Consider the following 18,487-nt stretch of genomic DNA (forward strand, 5'->3'; position numbering starts at 1 on the left):
AAGCGGGTCCGGTGGGGAGAGGAGGAAGGAACGGAGCTTGAGCGGAATTTTCGGCTTTAGCCGGAAATGGAGCGGCGGAGTTTCTTCCGACGACATGGGGGTGCATCTGCCCAGCCATCACCATGGCTGAAATCCCACCCCGCCCGTCAGGGTGCCTCCTCCTTTCGTGAAAAAAGAAACTCCTATTTCCTCAATTCCATGAGCTTCGCCCGAAGCTCCCCTTCGATCCTCCCCAGCTCCGCCTCGGCGGCCTTTCGCTTCTCCGCGCCCTCCCGCTGGATGTTCAAAACCTCGTCCAGGGTGGAGATCAGCTGCTCGTTGGTGTGCTGGAGGGTCTCGATGTCCACAATGCTCCGCTCTGCCTCCCGGGCGGTCTGGATGGTGCCCATTTTCAGCATGTCGGCGTTCTTCTTGAGAAGCTCGTTTGTCATCTCCGTCACGGCGCTCTGGGCGGCGGTTGCCTGACGGCCGTGCTCCATGCCCAGGGCCAGCACCATCTGGCTCTTCCACAGGGGAATGGTGTTCACCAGGGAGGATTGGATCTTCTCCACCATCAGCGTGTCGTTGTTCTGCAAAAGCCGGGTCTGAGGGCCCATCTGGATAGAGATCATGCGGGTCAGCTCCAGGTCGTGGAGCTTCTTCTCAAACCGCTCGCACATCTGCACCTTGTCGTTGTAGGCCTGGGCGTCCTCCTGGGCGCCGGTCTGCTCCGCCCGGGCCCGCAGGGCGGGGAGCTCGCTGTCCCGCACGTCGGCCAGCTTCTTCTTGCCCGCCAGGATATACATGGTCAGCTCCTTGTAGTACTTGAGGTTCAGCTCGTACATCTGGTCGAACATGGCCACGTCCTTGAGAAGGGCCACCTGGTGCGCTTCCAGCTCCCGGGCGATCTTGTCCACGTTGGCCTCCACCTTGGCGTGCTGGGCCTTCATGGTCTCCAGCTTGTTCCCGGCCTTTTTGAACTTGCCGAAGAGGCCCTTTTTCTCCTCCTCCTCGCCAAAGCCCTTCAGCTCCACCACCAGCTCCGAGAGAGACTTGCCGATCTCCCCCAGGTCCTTGGTCCGCACGGATTTCAGCGCGTTCTCGGAGAAGCCCGCCACGTTCTTCTGGGCCGCCGCGCCGTACTGCAAGATCATGTTGGAGTCCATCACGTCGATCTTCTTGGAGAAGTCCTCCACCGCCTTCTTCTCCGCCTCGGAGAGCATGGAGTCGTCAATCTCCACCGGCTTTACCTCCGCCTTTTCCGGCTCCGGGGCCGGGGCGGCGGGGGCGGAGGGCTCCAGGGTCAGCTCCGGCACGGCCTCCGCGGCCGCGGGGGCGTCGGGGGTCAGTGTCAGCTCAAAGCCATTTGTGTCAGTCATGGTTGTCTCCTCCGTAAAAGTTGATTTCTTATTTCAATATTCGGAATATGGATGCTGCCGAACATCCCTGCGGGCTTCGCGGGAGGGCTCCCCCTCATCCGGCGTCCCCGCCCTCCCGGAGCCTCCGAATGCCCCGGACCAGCCACTGTGCCGCCAGCCCCAGCCAGAGGACGCCTATGAACTGCTGGAAGGCGTCTTTGTTGGCAAACCCCCAGCACAGTCCCGTCGCGCCGACCACCACACAGCTGCAGCCCTGGAGGAGAGCCTGGAAATCCTGTCCGCTCCGCCGTGCGGCCCGGGCCGCTGGCACCGCCCCCGCCGCCAGCGCCAGCCAGCAGAACCCGACGGCCGTCATCGGGATGGTGTAGTCGTAGATCCGGTCAAGGCACAGACAGGCGGCACCCAATACCGCGAAGAATACAATATAAACATAGTGCCAGAGAAGGTCTCTCCGCTTCATCGCGTTTCCTCCCGCTCCGCCAATGGCCCAAAGTGTCAATACGGCGATACCGCCGCGCCAGGGGCCCCCTCACAGCTCCAGCCTGATGTCCGGATCGTCCTTGGGCAGCGTCTCCGCTTTCAGGGGCTGTCCCGTCAGGCCCTCCCGGGCCATCATGGTCTCCAGGACGCTGATGTCCGTGGAGATGTCCAGGGCCTCGGAGCCGTACAGGGCGTCCAGCTGTTTTTCAAAGGCGGCCACGATATTGCGCATCATGCCCTCCACCTTGTTCAGCGTACCGTCGATGTTCTCCCCGGAGACGCCGGTGGCGCTCATGCGGTCGTAGCCGTTCAGCAGCTTGAGGGTAGTGGGCAGGTAGTAGTCCATGAACTTGTGAATCTGCGGGAGCTTTTCCGGCCGCTCCCGCACCGCCTCGAAGATCTTCTCCGACACCTGCTCCAGCCGCACGATGTCGGCGGAGACGCCGGGGTCGGCGATGTTGTCGTCCAGCCGCTTCATCTCGGCAATGGCCAGCCGCCCGTCTCTGAGCATCTTGTCCAGCTCGGCATTGCCGGTGGAGGGCGCCTCCTGCTTTCTCTCCGCCTTGGGGGCGGCCTTTTTCTCTCCCAGCACGCCGCCGCTCTTGCACAGGGCGCCCGCGATCAGGTACACCGCCGCCGAGGCGGCGGTCAGCAGGGCGTAGTGGGCGGGGGCGTACAGGGGAAACAGCAGGGCATAGACGATCCACAGCACCGCCACCGCGTAAAAGGGCGCCACGGGCTTTCGTACCTCTGTCTTCATCCTCGCTCCTCCTTCATGCATGTCTGGAATAGAGACATTATACTGCGGAATCCCCTCCGGGTCAAGGCGGGGAATGTAAAAGAACGTGTCCGGCCGCGCATTTGATTCTCCGGATACGGCAGGCTCTTGCATTGCGGAAAATGGTGTGGTATCATTCGGCACGGAAAACAAAAATGCGGCAGCCTGCGGGTGTTGGAAGCGCCCGCAGACCTGCGCAGGTACTTGCCTACCTACACAGCGGCCATTCGGCCGCACCGCATGGGGTATTATACGACATTCCTGTTTTTTTCGCAAGTGGAATGCCGTGGTATTCTGTGCGCCTGTGTCGCATAAGGAGTCTCGCTTCTTACGCTGTGTAGGCCCACCGTCCTGCACGGCGTTTTTGCTTTCACCCGGCGCTCCGGGGGCTTTTGCCCCCGGAGACGCTGTGGTGGAAAACACTGCTCGCAAAAACTACACACCCCATAGCGGAAATCCCACAAAAATCTTACAAGGGGGAACCTGCAATGCTGAGCGAGAAAAAAGAGAAGATCATGGAGACCATTGAGGAGGTCATGGAGGACGGCCTGCCGGGAAAAAGGGTCCGGAGCTGGAGGGGACTGGCGGCCGCGGCGCTGGCCCTCGCGGTTCTGGCGGGAGCTTTGTACCTGTCCATGCGCAGCCAAAGCCAGCTGCGCCGGCAGCTGGAACAGCAGACAACCCAGATCGAGCTTCAGAATCAGCTGATTAAAACACTGAAGGACGAAAAAGAGGTCAAGGACTCCCAAAAATCGATTCCTGTCGTCACCACCGAGACGCTGAAAAGTCAGATCAACTCCCTCCAGGAGCTGGTCACCCAGGAGTACATCTACACCAACGCCGACCGGCGGACCGATAACGTCAAGTGGCTCTTTGGCTTGACGCGGCCATTCAGCGGCACCAGCCTGCTGGTCATCTACGACGGGTCCATCAAGGCGGGCATCGACATGGGTGAGGTCCAGGTCGATGTGGACGAAGAGGCGCGCAAAATTACCGTCACCCTGCCTCCGCCCAAGATCACGGACAACAATATTCCCCAGGAGAGCATCACCGTTGTGGAAGTCAAAAACGGCCTCTTTAACGAGGTGACCTTTGACGACTACAACACCTTCATCAGTGAACAGAAAATCATCATGGAGAACAAAGCGATTGAGCGGGGAATTTTGGAGAAAGCCTCCGAGGAGGCGAAAAAAGCCCTTGCGTCATTTTTGACTGCTCTGCCCGGGATCACAGGGGAGGACGCTTACACGCTGGAAATCAGATAATTGCGCCGAGGGGCCTGTTTTCGCCGAAAACAGGCCCCTCTTTTGGGCGGAAAGAGCCTCCGGCTTCGCCGGAGGCTTTGCCTTTCACTCCTTCCCCCGGCGGCACCGCTGCAAAAACGCCCCAAACAGCCGCCGTCCCAATTCACCCGGCAGCCGTTCCGGGTGCCACTGGACGGCCCGCACCGGCAGCGTCCGGTGCTCCACCGCCTCCACCACGCCGTCCGCCGCCCACTGGACGGCCTCCAGTCCCTGTCCCAGCCGGTCCGCGGCCTGGTGATGGGCGCTGTTGACGACGGCCTCTTCCCCGCAGATCCGGAGGAGAGAGGACCGTGCCGTGCGGACGGAATGGAGGCGGTCCGCGCCGTCCGCAGCCCCGTGCCCCGGCAGATCCTGGACCAGCGTGCCGCCGAAAAAGACGTTGACGGTCTGGAGGCCCCGGCAGATTCCCAAAACCGGCTTTTCCGCGGCGGCAAACCGCTCCAGCAGAAGAAGCTCCGCCGCGTCCCGCTCCGGCTCCAGCCCCCTGGAGGCGGTGTTGGGCTGGCCGTACCGCCAGGGCTCCAGATCGCCGCCGCCGGGCAGCAGCAGTCCGTCACAGTCCTCCGCGGGGCCCAAAACTTCCGAAAAGACCGCCCGCCCCCCGGCGGCCTCCACCGCCCTGCGGTAATTGGCGTACCGGTCCTCTGCGCCAGGAATAAAAATCTTACAATCCATATCCAGCCCTCCCTGTCGGCTCTGTTATCATTTCACGGCCCGGGAAAATGCGGCGAATAAGCCTCTCGGCCTGTCTGCGCTGTCTATACAGCCGCTGTCAGCGTTTCAGAGAGCAGCGTCTTGAAAAATCGCACAGCGGCCCGGAAACCGCGCCCGCCGCAGTTTTCACAGCTCATCACGATGCCCCAGCCTCTCTTCGAAGCGTTTACTCAGCCTCTTGAATGAGTTTTTCAAACAACGGGCTGTCGCCCAAAAGTCTTTTCCAAGTACCGCTCTATATCATCTCTTGAATAGAAAATATAGATGTCCTTCTCACCTCGGTACCGATCAATCAGCCTGTAAACTGCGGGCAGCTCATTGCGTGAAAAATTCAAAATCCACTGTCTGAATTCCTCATCAAACTCTGTTTCCAACCACGGCAGATCCTCACGGGGTTTTCCTATGCGCGATTCCGCCGCCGTGAGACATTCATCCGCCGGCAAATCCAATAAAAATACTGTATCGCAGAATTGAAACCGCATTTCAAGCGTTCTTCCATAATTTCCGTCAACGATCCATTTGTCTCCCGAAACAATCTCTCTCAAGCGGTTATCAAATTCATCCCTGCTAACTGTCGTCTGATCCGGTTTGTGCCATATCATATCAAGATAGTACAAAGGCAGACCTGTTTCATCTCTCAGTCTTCTTGCCAGCGTGCTCTTTCCCGCTCCCGGACAGCCGATCACAATGATTCTCTCAAGCATGCGCTTTCCTCTCCAAATTTATGATGAATTGAACCGATTTTATCACAGCCGCCCTTGGGATTCAACCGCACCATTCAGGCCGGATTTGACAGCCGCCCCCAACCGTGGTAATCTTTCTGTATCCAAATTCTGCCCCATACCATAAAAGGAGTGTGACCCTCAATGGTCTCAGAAACCATGTACGCCCTTGGCTCCAAGCGGTCCTGCATCCGGGAGCTCTTTGAATACGGCCTGAGACAGGCCAAAGCGGTGGGAAAGGAGAATGTCTTTGACTTCTCCATCGGCAACCCCTCCATCCCCTCCCCGCCGGAGGTCAACGAGGCCTTCGTCTCCATCGTCCGGGACCGGGACAGCCTGTCCGTCCACGGCTACACCACCGCCGGAGGCAGCGACGAGGCCCGCGCCGCCGTGGCGGCGGACCTGAACGCCCGCTACGACGCCCATATCAAGCCCCAGAACCTCTTTTTCACCTGCGGCGCGGCCCCGGCCCTGATCGCCGCCATCCGGGCCCTGGCCGTCGAGGGCGCGGAGATCATGGCCATCGCCCCCTACTTCGCTGAGTACCGCCCCTTTGTGGAGGCCAACGGCCCCAAGTTCGTGGCGGTGCCCGCCGACCGCGAGGCCTTCCAGATCCGCTTTGACGAGCTGGAGGCCCGCATCACCTCCCACACCCAGGGCATCATCGTCAACTCCCCCTGCAACCCCTCCGGCGTGGTGTACACCCAGGAGACGCTGGAACGTCTGGGAGAGATTCTCACCCGCAAGTCCCAGGAGTACGGCCACCCCATCTACATCCTGGCGGACGAGCCCTACCGGGAGCTGAGCTACGACGGCGCGGAGCCCCCCTTCATCCCCAACATCTACCCCAGCACCATCGTCTGCTACTCCTACTCCAAATCCCTCTCCCTGCCGGGAGAGCGCATCGGCTACGTCTGCGTCCCGGACCAGGCGGAGGACAGCCAGCGGGTCTACGCCGCCGTGGCCGGAGCGGCCCGGGTGCTGGGCCACGTCTGCGCCCCCTCCCTCCAGCAGCTGGTGGTGGCAAAATGCGCCGCGGTGCGGCCGGACCTCAAGGCCTACGACCGCAACCGCACCGCCCTCTACGAGGCCCTGACGGAATACGGTTATCACTGCGCCAAGCCCACCGGGGCGTTCTATATGTTCGTCCAGGCCCCCGGCGGGGACGCCCAGGCCTTCTCCGACCGGGCCAAGGAGAAAAATCTGCTGGTGGTCCCCGGCGGCGACTTCGGTTGCCCGGACTACTTCCGGGTCAGCACCTGTGTGGACTACGATATGATCCAGCGGAGCCTGCCGGTATTCAAGGAGCTGATTGAGACGGCGTGACACGCCGCCCAGCCCCGCCTGCGGCGGGATTCAAGATTGCAGGCAATTGGAAGATGGGCCCGCCGGGGGCGGCGGGCCCGTCTTCCGTCATTTTGCAGATTGCGGACCGTCACGCTCTCAGCGGCCTTTCACGGCGTGTACGCCGCAGCATCTGAATGAATTATGTTTCTTTTCAAGCTGTTTCGGCCTTGCTTGATACAGTTGAAGCACTTGAAAATCCGCATTTGCGGATTTTCAACCGGCGGGTCTTTGACCCGCCGGACGGGCTTTGCCCTGTACTTTACCTATGAAGTCAAGCACACAGCCTAGGCCTTGTTTGAAAAAAGGCGGAATTTCCAACGGCGAGAGATTTTTTCGCCAATCAAGGCAAATTTTTGCAGGCGGGCTGGCGCCCGGCAAGAAAATTTAACGCAGAGTGCCGGATAAAGATCCACCGTTTGGGCGTTTTGTCTTTTTTCAAACAGGGCCTAAAAGACGCGGGAGATGGCTGACCATCTCCCGCGTCTTTCTGCGGCGGGACCGCTTCCCATTAGTCCCGTCCGCCCCGTTATTTACAGTGATGACATCCGCCGCAGCTGCCGCAGTCGCCATTGCAGTGCCCGCCCGCCTTGTGGGACTTCCACAGGGAGCGAATCGCAAGGCCCACGACCACGGCCAGCGCCAGCAGCGCAATGCCGTTGCCCACAAGCTCTGTCATAGCGTCCTCCTCACGTCCGCACAGCGGCCACGGAGGTCAGGCGGTAACCCTCGCCCTTGCCCTGATAGCCCTTGCGGAACAGCAGATAGATGATACCCGCCAGCAGGACCAGAGCCGCGACCGTTCCGACTCCAGGTACCGCCTCGCCGGTGACCAGCCCGCCCAGCTGGAAGACGATGAGGCTCACCACATAGGCGAAGCCGCACATATATCCGATGGCCCCCAGGGTCCACTTGACGTTGTTCATTTCCCGCTTGATGGCGCCCATAGCGGCGAAACAGGGGGCGCACAGCAGATTGAAGATCATGAAACTGTATGCGGCCATGGCCCCGAAGTCCGCCCCGATGGCGGCGTAGATGCCGCTGGCGTCCTCCATCAAGTCCGCCTCGCCGGCGTAGTGGTAGGCCACGCCGAAGAAGTTGACGACCTCCTCCTTGGCGATGAGGCCGGTGAAGGTGGCGGTGGTGGCCTTCCAGGCCATGTCGCCTACCCAGCCCAGGGGAGCGAAGATGATGGCAACGCCGCTGCCGATGGCGGCCAGCAGGGAGTCATTATTGTCCTCCACGGCTTGGAACACACCGTCTACAACGCCATAGCCCATAAGGAACCAGAGGATAATGGAGCTGAGGAGGATGATGGTTCCCGCCCGCTTGATGAAGGACCAGCCCCGCTCCCAGGTGGCCCGGAGGACGTTAGAGGCGGAGGGCGCGTGGTAGGCGGGCAGCTCCATGACGAAGGGAGCAGGCTCCCCGGCGAAAGCCTTGAACTTCTTCAGCATGATGCCGGAGATCACCACGGCGGCAATGCCGATGAAGAAAGCGGAGGTGGCCACCCAGGGAGAATCGCCGAACACAGCCCCAGCGAAAAGTCCGATAATAGGCATCTTTGCTCCGCAGGGGATGAAGCCAGTGGTCATGATGGTCATCTTCCGGTCCCGGTCCTGCTCGATGGTCCGGGAGGCCATAATGCCGGGGACGCCGCAGCCGGTGGCCACCAGCATGGGGATGAAGCTCTTGCCGGAGAGGCCAAAGCGGCGGAAGATGCGGTCCATGATGAAGGCCACACGGGCCATATAGCCTACGTCCTCCAGGATGGCCAGCAGGAAAAACAGCACCAGCATCTGGGGCACAAAGCCCAGCACCGCGCCCACACCGGCCACGATGCCGTCCTGGATCAGCCCGTAGAGCCAGCCGCCCTCGGCCACGCCCAGAGCGCCCAGGATGGCGTCAAACAGGCCGGGGACCATCTCGCCAAAGAGGACGTCGTTGGCCCAATCGGTGCCCATGGTGCCGATGGAAATGGCCCAGCCGCCCATGGCAATGGCATAGATGCAGAACATGACCGCCGCGAAGATGGGCAGGGCCAGAATCCGGTTGGTGACGATCTGGTCGATCTTGTCGGAGACAGAGAGGCTGTGCTTGGCCGCCTTTTTCTTCACCGCCTTGGTGACCACGCTGTTGATGTAAGCGTACCGCTGGTTGGTGACGATGGACTCCGCGTCGTCGTCCAGCTCTTTTTCACAGTCCGCGATGTGCTGCTCCAGGTGGGAACGCAGCTCGTCGTTCAGGGCCAGCTCCTCCAGGACCTTCTCGTCCCGCTCAAAGACCTTGATGGCGTACCACCGCAGGCAGCGCTCGTCCACCAGGCCGGAGATGGACTCCTCGATATGGGCCAGGGCGTGCTCCACGCTGCCGGTGAACACATGGGGCAGCTCGCCGCCCGCGGCTCCCTGGGCCGCCCGGACAGCGGCCTCCGCGGCCTCCTGACTGCCCAGCTTTTTCAGGGCGCTCATCTCCACCACGGTGCAGCCCAGGGTCTGCCCCAGCTTGGCCAGGTCGATCTGGTCGCCGTTCTTCCGCACCAGATCGATCATGTTCACCGCCACCACCACCGGCAGTCCCAGCTCGATGAGCTGGGTGGTGAGGTAGAGGTTCCGCTCGATGTTGGTGCCGTCCACGATATTCAAAATGGCGTTCGGCCGCTCGTTCACCAGGTATCCCCGGGCCACCACCTCCTCCAGCGTGTAGGGGGAGAGGGAGTAGATGCCCGGCAGGTCCTGAATGACCACGTCCTTATGGCCCCGCAGCCGGCCCTCCTTTTTCTCCACGGTGACGCCGGGCCAGTTGCCCACATATTGGTTGGAGCCGGTCAGGTCGTTGAACAGGGTGGTCTTGCCGCAGTTCGGGTTGCCCGCCAGCGCGATTTTGATGTCCATTTCACGTTCTCCTCTCTAAAAAGTATGATAACGCCGGGTCCGGTCTGAACACTGGCAAACTGCCGGACCGGCGCGGAACTCTTCGCCCCATAAGGCGTTTTGCCGTCTTTCAGGCAGGGCCGCCCCTTGAAATTCCGCGCCCGTAGGCCGGCGGGGGGCAGCGCCTGTGAATACAGCTTTTAAGTCACCTCGATGATCTCCGCGTCCGCTTTTCTGACGCTCAGCTCATATCCCCGGAGGTTCAGCTCCACGGGGTCGCCCAGCGGAGCCACCTTCCGCACGTAGAGCTCCACGCCCTTGGTGATGCCCATATCCATCATGCGGCGCTTGACAGGTCCCTCCCCGTGGAGCTTCGTCACGGTAACGGTCTCGCCCACCTTGACGTCTTTCAGTGTTCTCATCTCGCTCTCCTCCTTAAAACATGATCCGGTTCGCCATGGTCCGGTCCAGCGCCACACGGCTGTCCTTCACCTGTAAGATCAGGTTCCCGGTGATCTCGCTGACTACCGTCACGGTGCTGTCCACCACGAACCCCATCTCCGCCAGATGCTGGCGCACCTCGTCCCTGCCGGTGATTTTCCGGATGGTGACGGTCTCGCCCTGCTTTGCCATTGTCAACGGCATCATAAACACACTCCCTCCACACAATTAGCATTGGCTAACCACTGGCCAAAAAATAGTGGTTAGCTTTACCTAACCTCTGCTTTGTGAAAAGTTTACCACATGAGACCAACGCTTGTCAAGAGGTTGGGAAGCAGGTTTTGGGATTTTAGTTTGTTATAACGAACCGCGAGAAAAAAACGCGCCGTTCCGGGCCTGCAATTTGTCGGACTGCACAGATTGCAGGCCCCGATCGGGCGGGGATACGGACACGAAACCGGCGCTGCCGCGGCAAAAAACCGGCGCAGGTGAAACGCCGCCCCGCCAGTGCATTCCGGTTTGTCAACCTCAAATCGGCCAGGCCTTGTTTGAAAAAAGGCGGAATGCCCAACGGCGAGAGATTTTTTCGCCAGTCAAGGCAAATTTTTGCAGGCGGGCTGACGCCCGGCAAGAACATTTAACGCAGAGTGGCGGATCAAGATCCGCCGTTTGGGCGTTTTGATTTTTTTCAAACAGGGCCCAATAATCCATACAAAATATTCCTCTCTTTTTCTCCATTGCCGCCATTGCTTTTTTCCGGCGGTACAGGTAAAATATACAACAGTTGTTTTTTGCTGGAAGAAAGGATGAAGTGTATGGAGTTGAGTTACGATCTGATTTGGGATGAGAGCGGCGAACTGCGGCGGGGCTGCACGGTGCGGGAGGCGCTGACGTGGCTGACCCGCTTCGGCGGACGCACGGCGGGGGAGGCCGTTATCATCAACGGCACGCTCTACAAGATTGGCCGCCTGCTGTACGGCCCGGAGCGGCCGGCTGTGGCGGACAAGCCCATCGCCCATATCTTCGACGGGTATTACCACCAATTGAATTTCAGCGTCTGACAGAGAGAGGCGGTCCCGCAGAGACCGGCAAGGCTTCACCCCCCCTGCGGCGGCAAAGAAGGCCCCGGAGCACCGCTCCGGGGCCTCGCCTTATTTGGTTTGCAGGGGCAGGTAGGATTGGAAGCGCCAGCTTCCATTTCGATTCCACAGCATCAGCACGGAAAGATCACCCGTAAGGCAGGCCGTATCCGCCGAATACCAGCCGGACGTACACTCGCCGGGGTCCACGTCGCTGACGAAGTTGTAGTACGCCTCGTACTCCGGAAGATAGAGGAGGGTGGTGCTTCTGGAGAACTCCCTCCCGCCGGGGCCGCCATAGGGCACAGGAGAGAGATGCTCCACAGTGATGCCCATGCGCTCTTTCAGGCAGGCGTCCACGTCTGCGCGGAGGTACTTGTGGATGGGCACGGGCATCTGTTCCTGGGTGATCTCTCCGAAGGGCCAGCCCTCCGCCGCTTTCAGCGCCTGAAATTCCGCCTCGTCCAATGTGCCCCCCCGTCCCAGGGGAGAAATGCCGCAAAAAGGCGGAGAGATCCAGCTCCTCCGGCCAGCGGTAACAGCAGGAGACCAGGCAGGTCAGCGGGTTCACACAGTCCAGCCCGTCCTGCTCAATGACGGGCTGGAAAGCCTCGTTCACACGCTGGATCTCCTCCGCCGTCAGGGCGGCCGCCCCCTTTGGCAGGTCCGGCGGGCTCTCCGGGACCTCCGGAGCGGCGGTCTCTGCCGGCGGGGCCTCTTCAGGCGGCGTCTCCGCCGCCCTTTGGCCGCAGGCGGTCAGCAGCAGTGCCAGCAAGAGCAGCAGCGGCAGTATACTCCGTTTTTTCTGCCGCGCTCTTCATCCGTTCTCAATGATGACCTGGCACGCCTTCATGGCCTCCAAGGCGTTTTTGTGGCTCTCCGGCGTCACACCGGCGCAGCAGGAGGCGTCCACCACAATCTCCACCTCCGGCAGGAAGGACTTGACCAGCAGCACGTTGGAGATCACGCAGATGTCGGTGCACAGCCCGATGAACGTGGCCCGCTCCACCCCGGGCTGGCCCTGCTTTTTCAGGTCCTCGTCCCGGGCTTTCAGCACGGCCCCCAGATACCGGCTGCCGAAGCCGTGCTTGTCGATGGGCGTCCGGCCCACGGTGTACGCGTTCAGCTGAGGGACGATCTCCCAGCCCTCCGTGCCCCAGATGCAGTGTGGGACCGGGAGGTTCCGGCCCTCCTGGGTCTCCAGGTAGTTTGGACTGTGGGTGTCCCGGGTGAAGATGATCTCCTCCCCCTTCTCCAGGGCCTTCATCACCCGGCGGGCAGCATAGGGTATGATGGCCTTTGCCTCCGCCGTTCCCAGGGCTCCGGTGACAAAATCGTTCTGCATATCCACAACAATCAGATAGTTCATAATCCAAACCTCCCAGCTTTTTTTCCATTCTACTCCTCTTGAAGATATTTTACAAGACATTTCGCCCGCTCCTTGGTACTATATTCTCAGCAAAAGAGGAGGTTCCCCCATGGAAACGCCCGAAAAGCAGATTGTCTGCGACAGAAAACTCCAGATCGAGGGATGCCTCTTCCGGGGGCTGACCCAGCCCTTTCCCACCCACTTCCACGGCCACTATGTGCTGGGCCTGGTCGAAAACGGCGTCCGGACGCTCTCCTGCCGGGGGCGGGAGTGGACCCTCCGCCCCGGCTGTCTCATGCTCCTGAACCCTGGGGACAGCCACGCCTGCTCCCAGCGGGAGGGTGCGCTGGACTACCGCGGCGTCAACATCCCCATCGAGGCCATGCTGGCGCTTTCCCCGGGACCGGCGGCGGGGACGCTGCCCGTCTTCCCGACGCCGGTGGTGGAGAACGCCCCTCTGGCAGAGCAGTTCCGGACGTTTCACCGCCACCTCATGGCCGGCGGCAGCTTTGCTGCGGAGGAGGCGCTGCTGCTGTTTCTCTCCGGCGTGCTGGAGCCTGTCCCCGCCGGGGCAGAGTCCGCCCCCGCCGGGCCGAAGCCCTCCCACCGCAAGGAGACGGAGGCCGCCCGGACCTTTCTGGAGGAGCACTTTGCAGAGGGGATCACCCTGGACCAGCTCTGCCGCTGCGCCGGTCTCAGCAAGTCCACCCTGCTGCGCTCCTTTACCCGGGAGACGGGCATTACGCCCTACCGGTATCTGGAGACCCTCCGGGTCAATGCGGCCAAGGCGCTGCTGGAGCAGGGCGTGCCGCCTCTGGAGGCCGCCCTCCGGACGGGGTTTTCCGACCAGAGCCACTTCACCAACAGCTTCACCAGCCGCATCGGCCTGCCGCCGGGGATGTACTGCGCCGGAATTCACGCGGATGATTGAACCGCTTTTCCAGGGAGACGGGCGCTTCCCCTGTTCCCAAAATGAATTCAGGAGCCGCGGCAATGGCCAAAGCGCGGGGATTGGCGAGGGAAAAGCGCAGGAGACCCGGCCTCAAATTGACCGCGAAGTCCGCCGATGCCGGCGGATCTCAAGCGCTTCTATAGCAATCTTCAGAAATAATGGCAGTAAAGGAGGTGGGCACAGGCGGTGCAGAGCAAGGATGACGACGCAGGCGGGCTGACGCCCGTCAAGGAGGAAGACGCAGCTATGTGCCGCCTGTGTCCGCCGAACTGCTGTCAGTATTTTTGAAGATTGCTATAAGGCAGTGCAGAGGGGAAAATTCCCCTCAAGCTGCGCGCGGCGGCCGTTGGTACAGCTTCTCATTGACAAGGGAGGAAATTATGGACTTTGAACACGAAAAATGCGTCATCGTGGCGGACGGGGCTCTGCCCCCGGGGCTCATCGCCAACACCGCCGCCATCCTGGGCATCACCCTGGGGAAGAACCTTCCGGAGGCCGTGGGACCGGACGTGACCGACGGCTCCGGTGTCCTTCACCCGGGCATCATCGCCTTTCCCGTGCCCATCCTGCGGGGGGACCGGGAGAGTCTCCGGGCTCTGCGGGAGAGGCTCCGCACGCCGCCCTTCTCCGCCCTCTTCGCCGCGGATTTCTCGGAGCTGGCCCAGGGCTGCAGGACCTACGGAGAGTTTCAGGAGAAAATCGCCGCCGCGCCGGAGGACGGCCTTCAATATCTGGGCGTCGCCGTCTGCGGAGACAAGAAGCTGGTGAATAAGCTCACCGGAAATCTGCCTCTGCTGCGGTAAAAGGCAGGCCCAGGCCCGCTGGGGCGCCGGCTCCTCCTGCCGCAGCCGCCGCGTGAAGCGGATCAGCCGCAGGGAGCGGCTGACCAGACACACCATCAGAAGGCTGCCCCAGCACAGCATCAGAATTGTAGAGGAGGAATACCCCTCCAGCAGAAACTGCTGGGGATGGTCCCACACGGCCCACCGCATTGTCCCCAGTATCACCGCAATCAGCAGCGCCCCCATCCAGATATTCCGCCAGCCGCTGCGCAGGAGGTCTCCATAGGCCTCCTCCCGCAGGGTCTGGTCCGTGTCCAGCTCCGGCACGGCGGGGTCTCGCACCGCCAGATGTGAAACTCCGTCTTCACGCCGGAGATGCCCCTGCCCGCAACGGTGGAACAGACGTAGGTCCAGCCCATCTCCCGATAGGCATCCCGGGTGTCCTGGTCCGGTTCTCCGCCCCTCTCCGCGGGCTGGAGGCGGTAGCGGACAGTTTCCCGTCTCTCCCCGGGCGCAAATTTGGCCAGGTTCCTCCCGTAGGTCTCCAGATACCACCCTTGGCGGCCCAGTCCTCCAGCCACGCCTGGACGGCGGGGATGTCCACGGGGTCCAGCGCCAGTCGCATCATACCTCTTCCTCCTCTCTCATCTCCCGCTGTCCGTCGCCCACGCAGCGGCGCATATTCTCCATCTCCCGCCGGAACAGCGCCCGGCCATTCTCCGTGATCCGGTAGACCCGCATCCGGCCCTGGGACCAGGTCTCCCGAATCAGCTCCTCCTCCTGGAACTTCCCCAGGATGGCGTACAGCGTCCCCGGCCCCAGGGCCACGCGGCCCTCCGTCAGCTGCCGGACGTAGGCGGCGATCTCCGTGCCGCACCGCTCCTGCCGCCACAGGGCCAGCAGGACATAGAACATACTCTCCGTCAGGGATTTCAGGGGTTGTCTCGCCATGGCGGCCCTCCTTTCGCGCTCTCAATATCGTTTTGCGATATTACCTGTTTTCGGTATAATATCGTGATACGATATTATCAAGCGGAATCTTGGAGTGGGACAGGGCTTGCACATGAGCGTCTTCTTCGCAGATTTTATGCAGAGGCGGGGCTCTGTCCCTGTCCGTCCGTCGGAAGCCTGGCGTTTTGGAACCGGCGAACGTTTCCCGGCATTCTGGGGCGCTGCTCCGGAGTCTGCACACAGAAGACAAATGTACTCTATTGGACGCACGGCAAAAATTTGCCGGTGTAGTGATGCACGTCAAAGATCTTTAGGCCTTGTTTGAAAAATGGCGGAATGCCCAACGGCGTGAGATATTTTCGCCAATCAAGGCAAATTTTTGCAGGCGGGCTGACGCCCGGCAAGAAAATTTGCCTTGATTGGCGGATAAAGATCCACCGTTTGGGCCTTTTGACTTTTTTCAAACATGGCCTAACACAGCAGCCGGTAAGCCGTGCGTTTGGGCTTACGTGAACAGGACCTAAAACGGGGATTGGGATTTCGCGCCTTGCGAGGCGCGTCCCGGGGCTTTGCCCCGGGACCCCACAGCCTTTGTAAAGGCTGGCGAAACTTTTTGCTGCGCTTCGCGCCTCTTTCCTGCGTTTGCCCTGCGCACTGGAATGGGCTGCCAGCCCTGGCAGGTTTTGAGGGTTGCTTCCTGCCCTTGGTCTCCGGTATGATAGATACAGGAAATTTTGCGGAAAGGAAGGGATTATGACACGACAGATGAACCCGAAACCAAAGAGCGGCCGCCGCTCTCCCGGCAGGAGAATGCTGCTGGGCCTGCTGGCGGCCCTGATGCTGGCTGTCCCGGCCAAAGCCGCCCGGACAGTGCCCGTCCAGATCGACGGCACAGCTCTGGACGCCTTCTGCCATCTGGAGAACGGCGTCACCTATGTGCCCCTGCGGGCCCTTTTGAATGCCCTGGGGGACTGGGACGTATTCTGGGACAGCGGACTGCGGGCGGCAGTGGCCGTCTCCGGTGATTCCCGCCTGACGGCGGACCCGGCGGCAGACACCGTAACGGTGGACAGCGACGTCCGCGCCGGCAGGGTCTATGTCCAGGAGGGCGTCACCTATGTGCCCTTGCGGACCACCGCGGAGCTGCTGGGAAGCGCCGTGGAATGGGACACCTATTTCCAGGGGGCCGCCGTAACCTCCCCGTCGGCGGAGCACAACGCAGTGGATTTTTACTGGCTCAGCCGGATTATCAGCGCCGAGAGCCGGGGCGAGCCCATGGAGGGTCAGATCGCCGTGGGCAACGTGGTGCTGGAGCGGGTGGCAAGTCCGGACTTCCCGAACAACATCCCCGACGTGGTCTTTCAGCAGGCCGACGGCATCGTGCAGTTTGAGCCCGTGGAGAACGGCACCGTGTACTTAGACCCCACCGACCAGTCCGTGGAGGCCGCCCGCCGGACGCTGAACGGAGAGAAGTCCCTGGAGGGGGCCATGTTTTTCTACGCCCCGGCCCTGTCCGAGGGCGTGTGGATCAACGGCAACCGGACGTATCTCACCACCATCGGCTGCCACAGGTTCTATCTCTGAGCGCCAGACGAAAAGAGCGTGAAAACAGCTGGAATCCGCCGGCGGCGGTCAATTGGACCTCCGCTGGCGGATTTTTTTGTAAAAACCGTATAAAGGTTCTTCAAATCTCTTTTTTATTTCGGCAACTTCACTCTTGTGTAAAACCCCTTTTTTTCGGTATCCTATTATATGTAAACTTTTCCACATTAGGCCTTGTTTGATAAATGGCAAAATGCTCAGCAACGAGAGATTGTTTGCCGATCAAGGCGATTTGACGCCGGGCATACTTTGTGTATGGCAAGGAAAATCAACGCAAAGCGGCGGAAAAGATCCGTCGCTTGGGGGTTTTGACATTTTTCAAACATGGCCTAAATTCGGAAAGAAAAGGGGCGGCATAATATGCTGAAGAGCGAGTATTTACAGCGCGTATACACACAGGTCATCACCCGGGACCCCGACCAGCGGGAGTTCCACCAGGCAGTACTGGAGGTTCTGGAGAGCCTGGATCTTATCGTGGACCAGCACCCGGAGTACGAGGAGCACGGCATCATCGAGACCTTCGTGGAGCCCGAGCGCATGATCTGCTTCCGGGTACCCTGGGACGACGACCAGGGCCGCGTCCACGTGAACCGGGGCTACCGTATCCAGTTCAGCTCCGCCATCGGCCCCTACAAGGGCGGCCTGCGGTTCCACCCCACGGTAAACCTCAGCATCCTGAAGTTCCTGGGCTTTGAGCAGATTCTGAAAAACAGCCTCACAGGTCTGCCCATGGGCGGCGCCAAGGGCGGCAGCGACTTCGACCCCAAAGGCCGCAGCGACGCCGAGGTCATGCGCTTCTGCCAGAGCTTCATGACGGAGCTCAACCGCCACATCGGCCAGTTCGTGGACGTGCCCGCCGGCGACATTGGCGTGGGCGCCCGGGAAATCGGCTATCTCTTCGGCCAGTACCGCCGGGTCCGGGGCAGCTATGACGCCGGCGTCCTCACCGGCAAGGGCCTCTCCTTCGGCGGATCCCTGGTGCGCACCGAGGCCACCGGCTACGGACTGTGCTACCTCACCGAGGAAATGCTCAAGTGCATGAAAAAGGAGAGCTTCGAGGGCAAGACCGTGGTGATCTCCGGCAGCGGCAACGTGGCCATTTTCGCCACGGAGAAGGCCACGGCACTGGGCGGCAAGGTAGTGGCCCTCAGCGACTCCAACGGCTATATCCACGACCCCAACGGCATCAATCTGGACGTGGTGAAGGACATCAAGCTGGGCCACCGCGGCCGCATCAAGGAGTACGCCGACCGCGTTCCCGGCAGCACCTACACCGAGGGCTTCCGGGGCATCTGGAACGTCCCCTGCAACATCGCCCTGCCCTGCGCCACCCAGAACGAGATTGACGGCGAGATTGCCAAGACCATCGTGAAGAACGGCGCCATCGCCGTGGCGGAGGGCGCCAACATGCCCTGCCTGCCCGACGCCATCCACGTCTTCCAGGAGGCGGGTGTGCTCTTCGCCCCCGCCAAGGCCGCCAACGCCGGCGGCGTGGCCACCAGCGGCCTGGAGATGAGCCAGAACAGCATGCGCTACTCCTGGAGCTTCGAGGAGGTGGACCGCCGCCTCAAGGACATCATGGTGAACATCTTCCACAACGCCTACAACGCCTCTGAGGAGTGCGGCGTCCCCGGCGACCTGGTGGTAGGCGCCAATATCGCCGGCTTCCTGAAGGTCTCCCAGGTCATGGTGGCTCAGGGCCTGATCTGAGCTCATCAAAGGCCCCAGCAGGTGCGGA

Annotated in this window: 21 protein-coding genes; 7 read left to right on the plus strand and 14 right to left on the minus strand. The window is 61.3% G+C overall.

Translation table 11 applies throughout. The features are described 5' to 3' along the window. Positions 1–182: 182 nt before the first annotated feature. The 3 genes from C816_RS07865 to C816_RS07875 all read right to left on the minus strand — a co-directional run bounded on the left by C816_RS07865 (position 183) and on the right by C816_RS07875 (position 2,598). On the minus strand, positions 183–1,358 hold the full coding sequence (locus C816_RS07865; protein WP_016321862.1) for a toxic anion resistance protein: 1,176 nt from the start codon (positions 1,356–1,358) through the stop codon (positions 183–185). Between the two features lie 94 nt (positions 1,359–1,452). After that, the gene (locus C816_RS07870; RefSeq protein WP_016321863.1) at positions 1,453–1,818 is read right to left on the minus strand and encodes a hypothetical protein; all 366 of its coding nucleotides are present in this window, start codon (positions 1,816–1,818) and stop codon (positions 1,453–1,455) included. Positions 1,819–1,887: 69 nt separating this feature from the next. Then, positions 1,888–2,598: a 5-bromo-4-chloroindolyl phosphate hydrolysis family protein gene (locus tag C816_RS07875; RefSeq protein WP_016321864.1), complete on the minus strand. Its 711-nt coding sequence runs from the start codon at positions 2,596–2,598 to the stop codon at positions 1,888–1,890. 506 nt (positions 2,599–3,104) lie between these two features. Here C816_RS07875 and C816_RS07880 point away from each other — a divergent pair. Continuing rightward, positions 3,105–3,881 (plus strand): DUF4230 domain-containing protein, encoded by a 777-nt coding sequence (locus tag C816_RS07880; RefSeq protein ID WP_016321865.1) that lies wholly within the window; start codon positions 3,105–3,107, stop codon positions 3,879–3,881. An 84-nt stretch (positions 3,882–3,965) separates the two neighbouring features. On the opposite strand, the gene C816_RS07885 is transcribed toward C816_RS07880, so the two are convergent. Continuing rightward, entirely contained in the window at positions 3,966–4,595 is a 630-nt protein-coding gene (locus C816_RS07885; RefSeq protein ID WP_016321866.1) for a gamma-glutamyl-gamma-aminobutyrate hydrolase family protein, read from the minus strand. A gap of 230 nt (positions 4,596–4,825) precedes the next feature. Beyond that, complete coding sequence (locus tag C816_RS07890; RefSeq protein WP_016321867.1) at positions 4,826–5,338, minus strand: P-loop NTPase family protein; 513 nt, start codon at positions 5,336–5,338, stop codon at positions 4,826–4,828. A gap of 162 nt (positions 5,339–5,500) precedes the next feature. Between C816_RS07890 and C816_RS07895 the strand changes: the two genes are divergently transcribed. Further along, positions 5,501–6,682 carry a pyridoxal phosphate-dependent aminotransferase gene (locus C816_RS07895; RefSeq protein ID WP_016321868.1) on the plus strand — a complete coding sequence of 394 codons (1,182 nt, stop codon included), beginning with the start codon at positions 5,501–5,503 and terminating at the stop codon, positions 6,680–6,682. 547 nt (positions 6,683–7,229) lie between these two features. Here C816_RS07895 and C816_RS22600 read toward each other — a convergent pair. The 5 genes from C816_RS22600 to C816_RS23580 form a co-directional block, all read right to left on the minus strand. Beyond that, on the minus strand, positions 7,230–7,379 hold the full coding sequence (locus tag C816_RS22600; protein WP_016321869.1) for a FeoB-associated Cys-rich membrane protein: 150 nt from the start codon (positions 7,377–7,379) through the stop codon (positions 7,230–7,232). 10 nt (positions 7,380–7,389) lie between these two features. After that, on the minus strand, positions 7,390–9,594 hold the full coding sequence (feoB, locus tag C816_RS07900; protein WP_016321870.1) for a ferrous iron transport protein B: 2,205 nt from the start codon (positions 9,592–9,594) through the stop codon (positions 7,390–7,392). Positions 9,595–9,773: 179 nt separating this feature from the next. Continuing rightward, entirely contained in the window at positions 9,774–9,995 is a 222-nt protein-coding gene (locus tag C816_RS07905; protein WP_016321871.1) for a FeoA family protein, read from the minus strand. 13 nt (positions 9,996–10,008) lie between these two features. Continuing rightward, positions 10,009–10,221, minus strand: a complete 213-nt coding sequence (locus tag C816_RS07910) for a FeoA family protein (RefSeq protein ID WP_016321872.1) — start codon at positions 10,219–10,221, stop codon at positions 10,009–10,011. A gap of 321 nt (positions 10,222–10,542) precedes the next feature. Next, the gene (locus tag C816_RS23580) at positions 10,543–10,761 is read right to left on the minus strand and encodes a hypothetical protein (protein ID WP_155978951.1); all 219 of its coding nucleotides are present in this window, start codon (positions 10,759–10,761) and stop codon (positions 10,543–10,545) included. A gap of 68 nt (positions 10,762–10,829) precedes the next feature. Here C816_RS23580 and C816_RS07915 point away from each other — a divergent pair, with 68 nt between their 5' ends. After that, entirely contained in the window at positions 10,830–11,075 is a 246-nt protein-coding gene (locus C816_RS07915; RefSeq protein ID WP_016321873.1) for a hypothetical protein, read from the plus strand. A gap of 90 nt (positions 11,076–11,165) precedes the next feature. Here C816_RS07915 and C816_RS07920 read toward each other — a convergent pair whose 3' ends face one another. Further along, the gene (locus C816_RS07920) at positions 11,166–11,561 is read right to left on the minus strand and encodes a hypothetical protein (RefSeq protein ID WP_016321874.1); all 396 of its coding nucleotides are present in this window, start codon (positions 11,559–11,561) and stop codon (positions 11,166–11,168) included. A 349-nt stretch (positions 11,562–11,910) separates the two neighbouring features. Next, positions 11,911–12,462, minus strand: a complete 552-nt coding sequence (locus tag C816_RS07925; protein WP_016321875.1) for a cysteine hydrolase family protein — start codon at positions 12,460–12,462, stop codon at positions 11,911–11,913. Between the two features lie 109 nt (positions 12,463–12,571). On the opposite strand from C816_RS07925, the gene C816_RS07930 reads away from it, so the two are divergent. Then, on the plus strand, positions 12,572–13,393 hold the full coding sequence (locus C816_RS07930; protein ID WP_016321876.1) for a helix-turn-helix domain-containing protein: 822 nt from the start codon (positions 12,572–12,574) through the stop codon (positions 13,391–13,393). Positions 13,394–13,794: 401 nt separating this feature from the next. Then, entirely contained in the window at positions 13,795–14,217 is a 423-nt protein-coding gene (locus C816_RS07935) for a DUF2000 domain-containing protein (RefSeq protein ID WP_016321877.1), read from the plus strand. Between the two features lie 209 nt (positions 14,218–14,426). On the opposite strand, the gene C816_RS22605 is transcribed toward C816_RS07935, so the two are convergent. Continuing rightward, positions 14,427–14,777 (minus strand): DUF2812 domain-containing protein, encoded by a 351-nt coding sequence (locus C816_RS22605; protein ID WP_081646298.1) that lies wholly within the window; start codon positions 14,775–14,777, stop codon positions 14,427–14,429. Positions 14,778–14,820: 43 nt separating this feature from the next. Then, a complete protein-coding gene (locus tag C816_RS07945; RefSeq protein WP_016321878.1) occupies positions 14,821–15,147 on the minus strand; it encodes a PadR family transcriptional regulator in 327 nt (108 codons plus the stop codon). Between the two features lie 753 nt (positions 15,148–15,900). On the opposite strand from C816_RS07945, the gene C816_RS07950 reads away from it, so the two are divergent. Then, positions 15,901–16,731 (plus strand): cell wall hydrolase, encoded by an 831-nt coding sequence (locus C816_RS07950; protein ID WP_016321879.1) that lies wholly within the window; start codon positions 15,901–15,903, stop codon positions 16,729–16,731. A 378-nt stretch (positions 16,732–17,109) separates the two neighbouring features. Beyond that, positions 17,110–18,459, plus strand: coding sequence for an NADP-specific glutamate dehydrogenase (gene gdhA, locus C816_RS07955; protein ID WP_016321880.1), 1,350 nt, complete (start codon positions 17,110–17,112; stop codon positions 18,457–18,459). Positions 18,460–18,487: the final 28 nt, after the last annotated feature.

Origin of the sequence: Oscillibacter sp. 1-3, assembly GCF_000403435.2 — a bacterium.
Classification (GTDB): domain Bacteria; phylum Bacillota; class Clostridia; order Oscillospirales; family Oscillospiraceae; genus Oscillibacter.

What these genes read in the sequence shown, in the direction of transcription:
- C816_RS07935 (WP_016321877.1), top strand. Translation starts at nt 13,795, where the DNA reads ATGGACTTTGAACACGAAAAATGCGTCATCGTGGCGGACGGGGCTCTG.
- C816_RS22600 (WP_016321869.1), bottom strand. Translation starts at nt 7,379, where the DNA reads ATGACAGAGCTTGTGGGCAACGGCATTGCGCTGCTGGCGCTGGCCGTG.
- C816_RS07870 (WP_016321863.1), bottom strand. Translation starts at nt 1,818, where the DNA reads ATGAAGCGGAGAGACCTTCTCTGGCACTATGTTTATATTGTATTCTTC.
- feoB (WP_016321870.1), bottom strand. Translation starts at nt 9,594, where the DNA reads ATGGACATCAAAATCGCGCTGGCGGGCAACCCGAACTGCGGCAAGACC.
- C816_RS07915 (WP_016321873.1), top strand. Translation starts at nt 10,830, where the DNA reads ATGGAGTTGAGTTACGATCTGATTTGGGATGAGAGCGGCGAACTGCGG.
- C816_RS07910 (WP_016321872.1), bottom strand. Translation starts at nt 10,221, where the DNA reads ATGATGCCGTTGACAATGGCAAAGCAGGGCGAGACCGTCACCATCCGG.
- C816_RS07905 (WP_016321871.1), bottom strand. Translation starts at nt 9,995, where the DNA reads ATGAGAACACTGAAAGACGTCAAGGTGGGCGAGACCGTTACCGTGACG.
- C816_RS07890 (WP_016321867.1), bottom strand. Translation starts at nt 5,338, where the DNA reads ATGCTTGAGAGAATCATTGTGATCGGCTGTCCGGGAGCGGGAAAGAGC.
- C816_RS07925 (WP_016321875.1), bottom strand. Translation starts at nt 12,462, where the DNA reads ATGAACTATCTGATTGTTGTGGATATGCAGAACGATTTTGTCACCGGA.
- C816_RS07885 (WP_016321866.1), bottom strand. Translation starts at nt 4,595, where the DNA reads ATGGATTGTAAGATTTTTATTCCTGGCGCAGAGGACCGGTACGCCAAT.
- C816_RS07895 (WP_016321868.1), top strand. Translation starts at nt 5,501, where the DNA reads ATGGTCTCAGAAACCATGTACGCCCTTGGCTCCAAGCGGTCCTGCATC.
- C816_RS07930 (WP_016321876.1), top strand. Translation starts at nt 12,572, where the DNA reads ATGGAAACGCCCGAAAAGCAGATTGTCTGCGACAGAAAACTCCAGATC.
- C816_RS07945 (WP_016321878.1), bottom strand. Translation starts at nt 15,147, where the DNA reads ATGGCGAGACAACCCCTGAAATCCCTGACGGAGAGTATGTTCTATGTC.
- C816_RS07865 (WP_016321862.1), bottom strand. Translation starts at nt 1,358, where the DNA reads ATGACTGACACAAATGGCTTTGAGCTGACACTGACCCCCGACGCCCCC.
- C816_RS07950 (WP_016321879.1), top strand. Translation starts at nt 15,901, where the DNA reads ATGACACGACAGATGAACCCGAAACCAAAGAGCGGCCGCCGCTCTCCC.
- C816_RS07880 (WP_016321865.1), top strand. Translation starts at nt 3,105, where the DNA reads ATGCTGAGCGAGAAAAAAGAGAAGATCATGGAGACCATTGAGGAGGTC.
- C816_RS07875 (WP_016321864.1), bottom strand. Translation starts at nt 2,598, where the DNA reads ATGAAGACAGAGGTACGAAAGCCCGTGGCGCCCTTTTACGCGGTGGCG.
- C816_RS23580 (WP_155978951.1), bottom strand. Translation starts at nt 10,761, where the DNA reads ATGGCGGCAATGGAGAAAAAGAGAGGAATATTTTGTATGGATTATTGG.
- gdhA (WP_016321880.1), top strand. Translation starts at nt 17,110, where the DNA reads ATGCTGAAGAGCGAGTATTTACAGCGCGTATACACACAGGTCATCACC.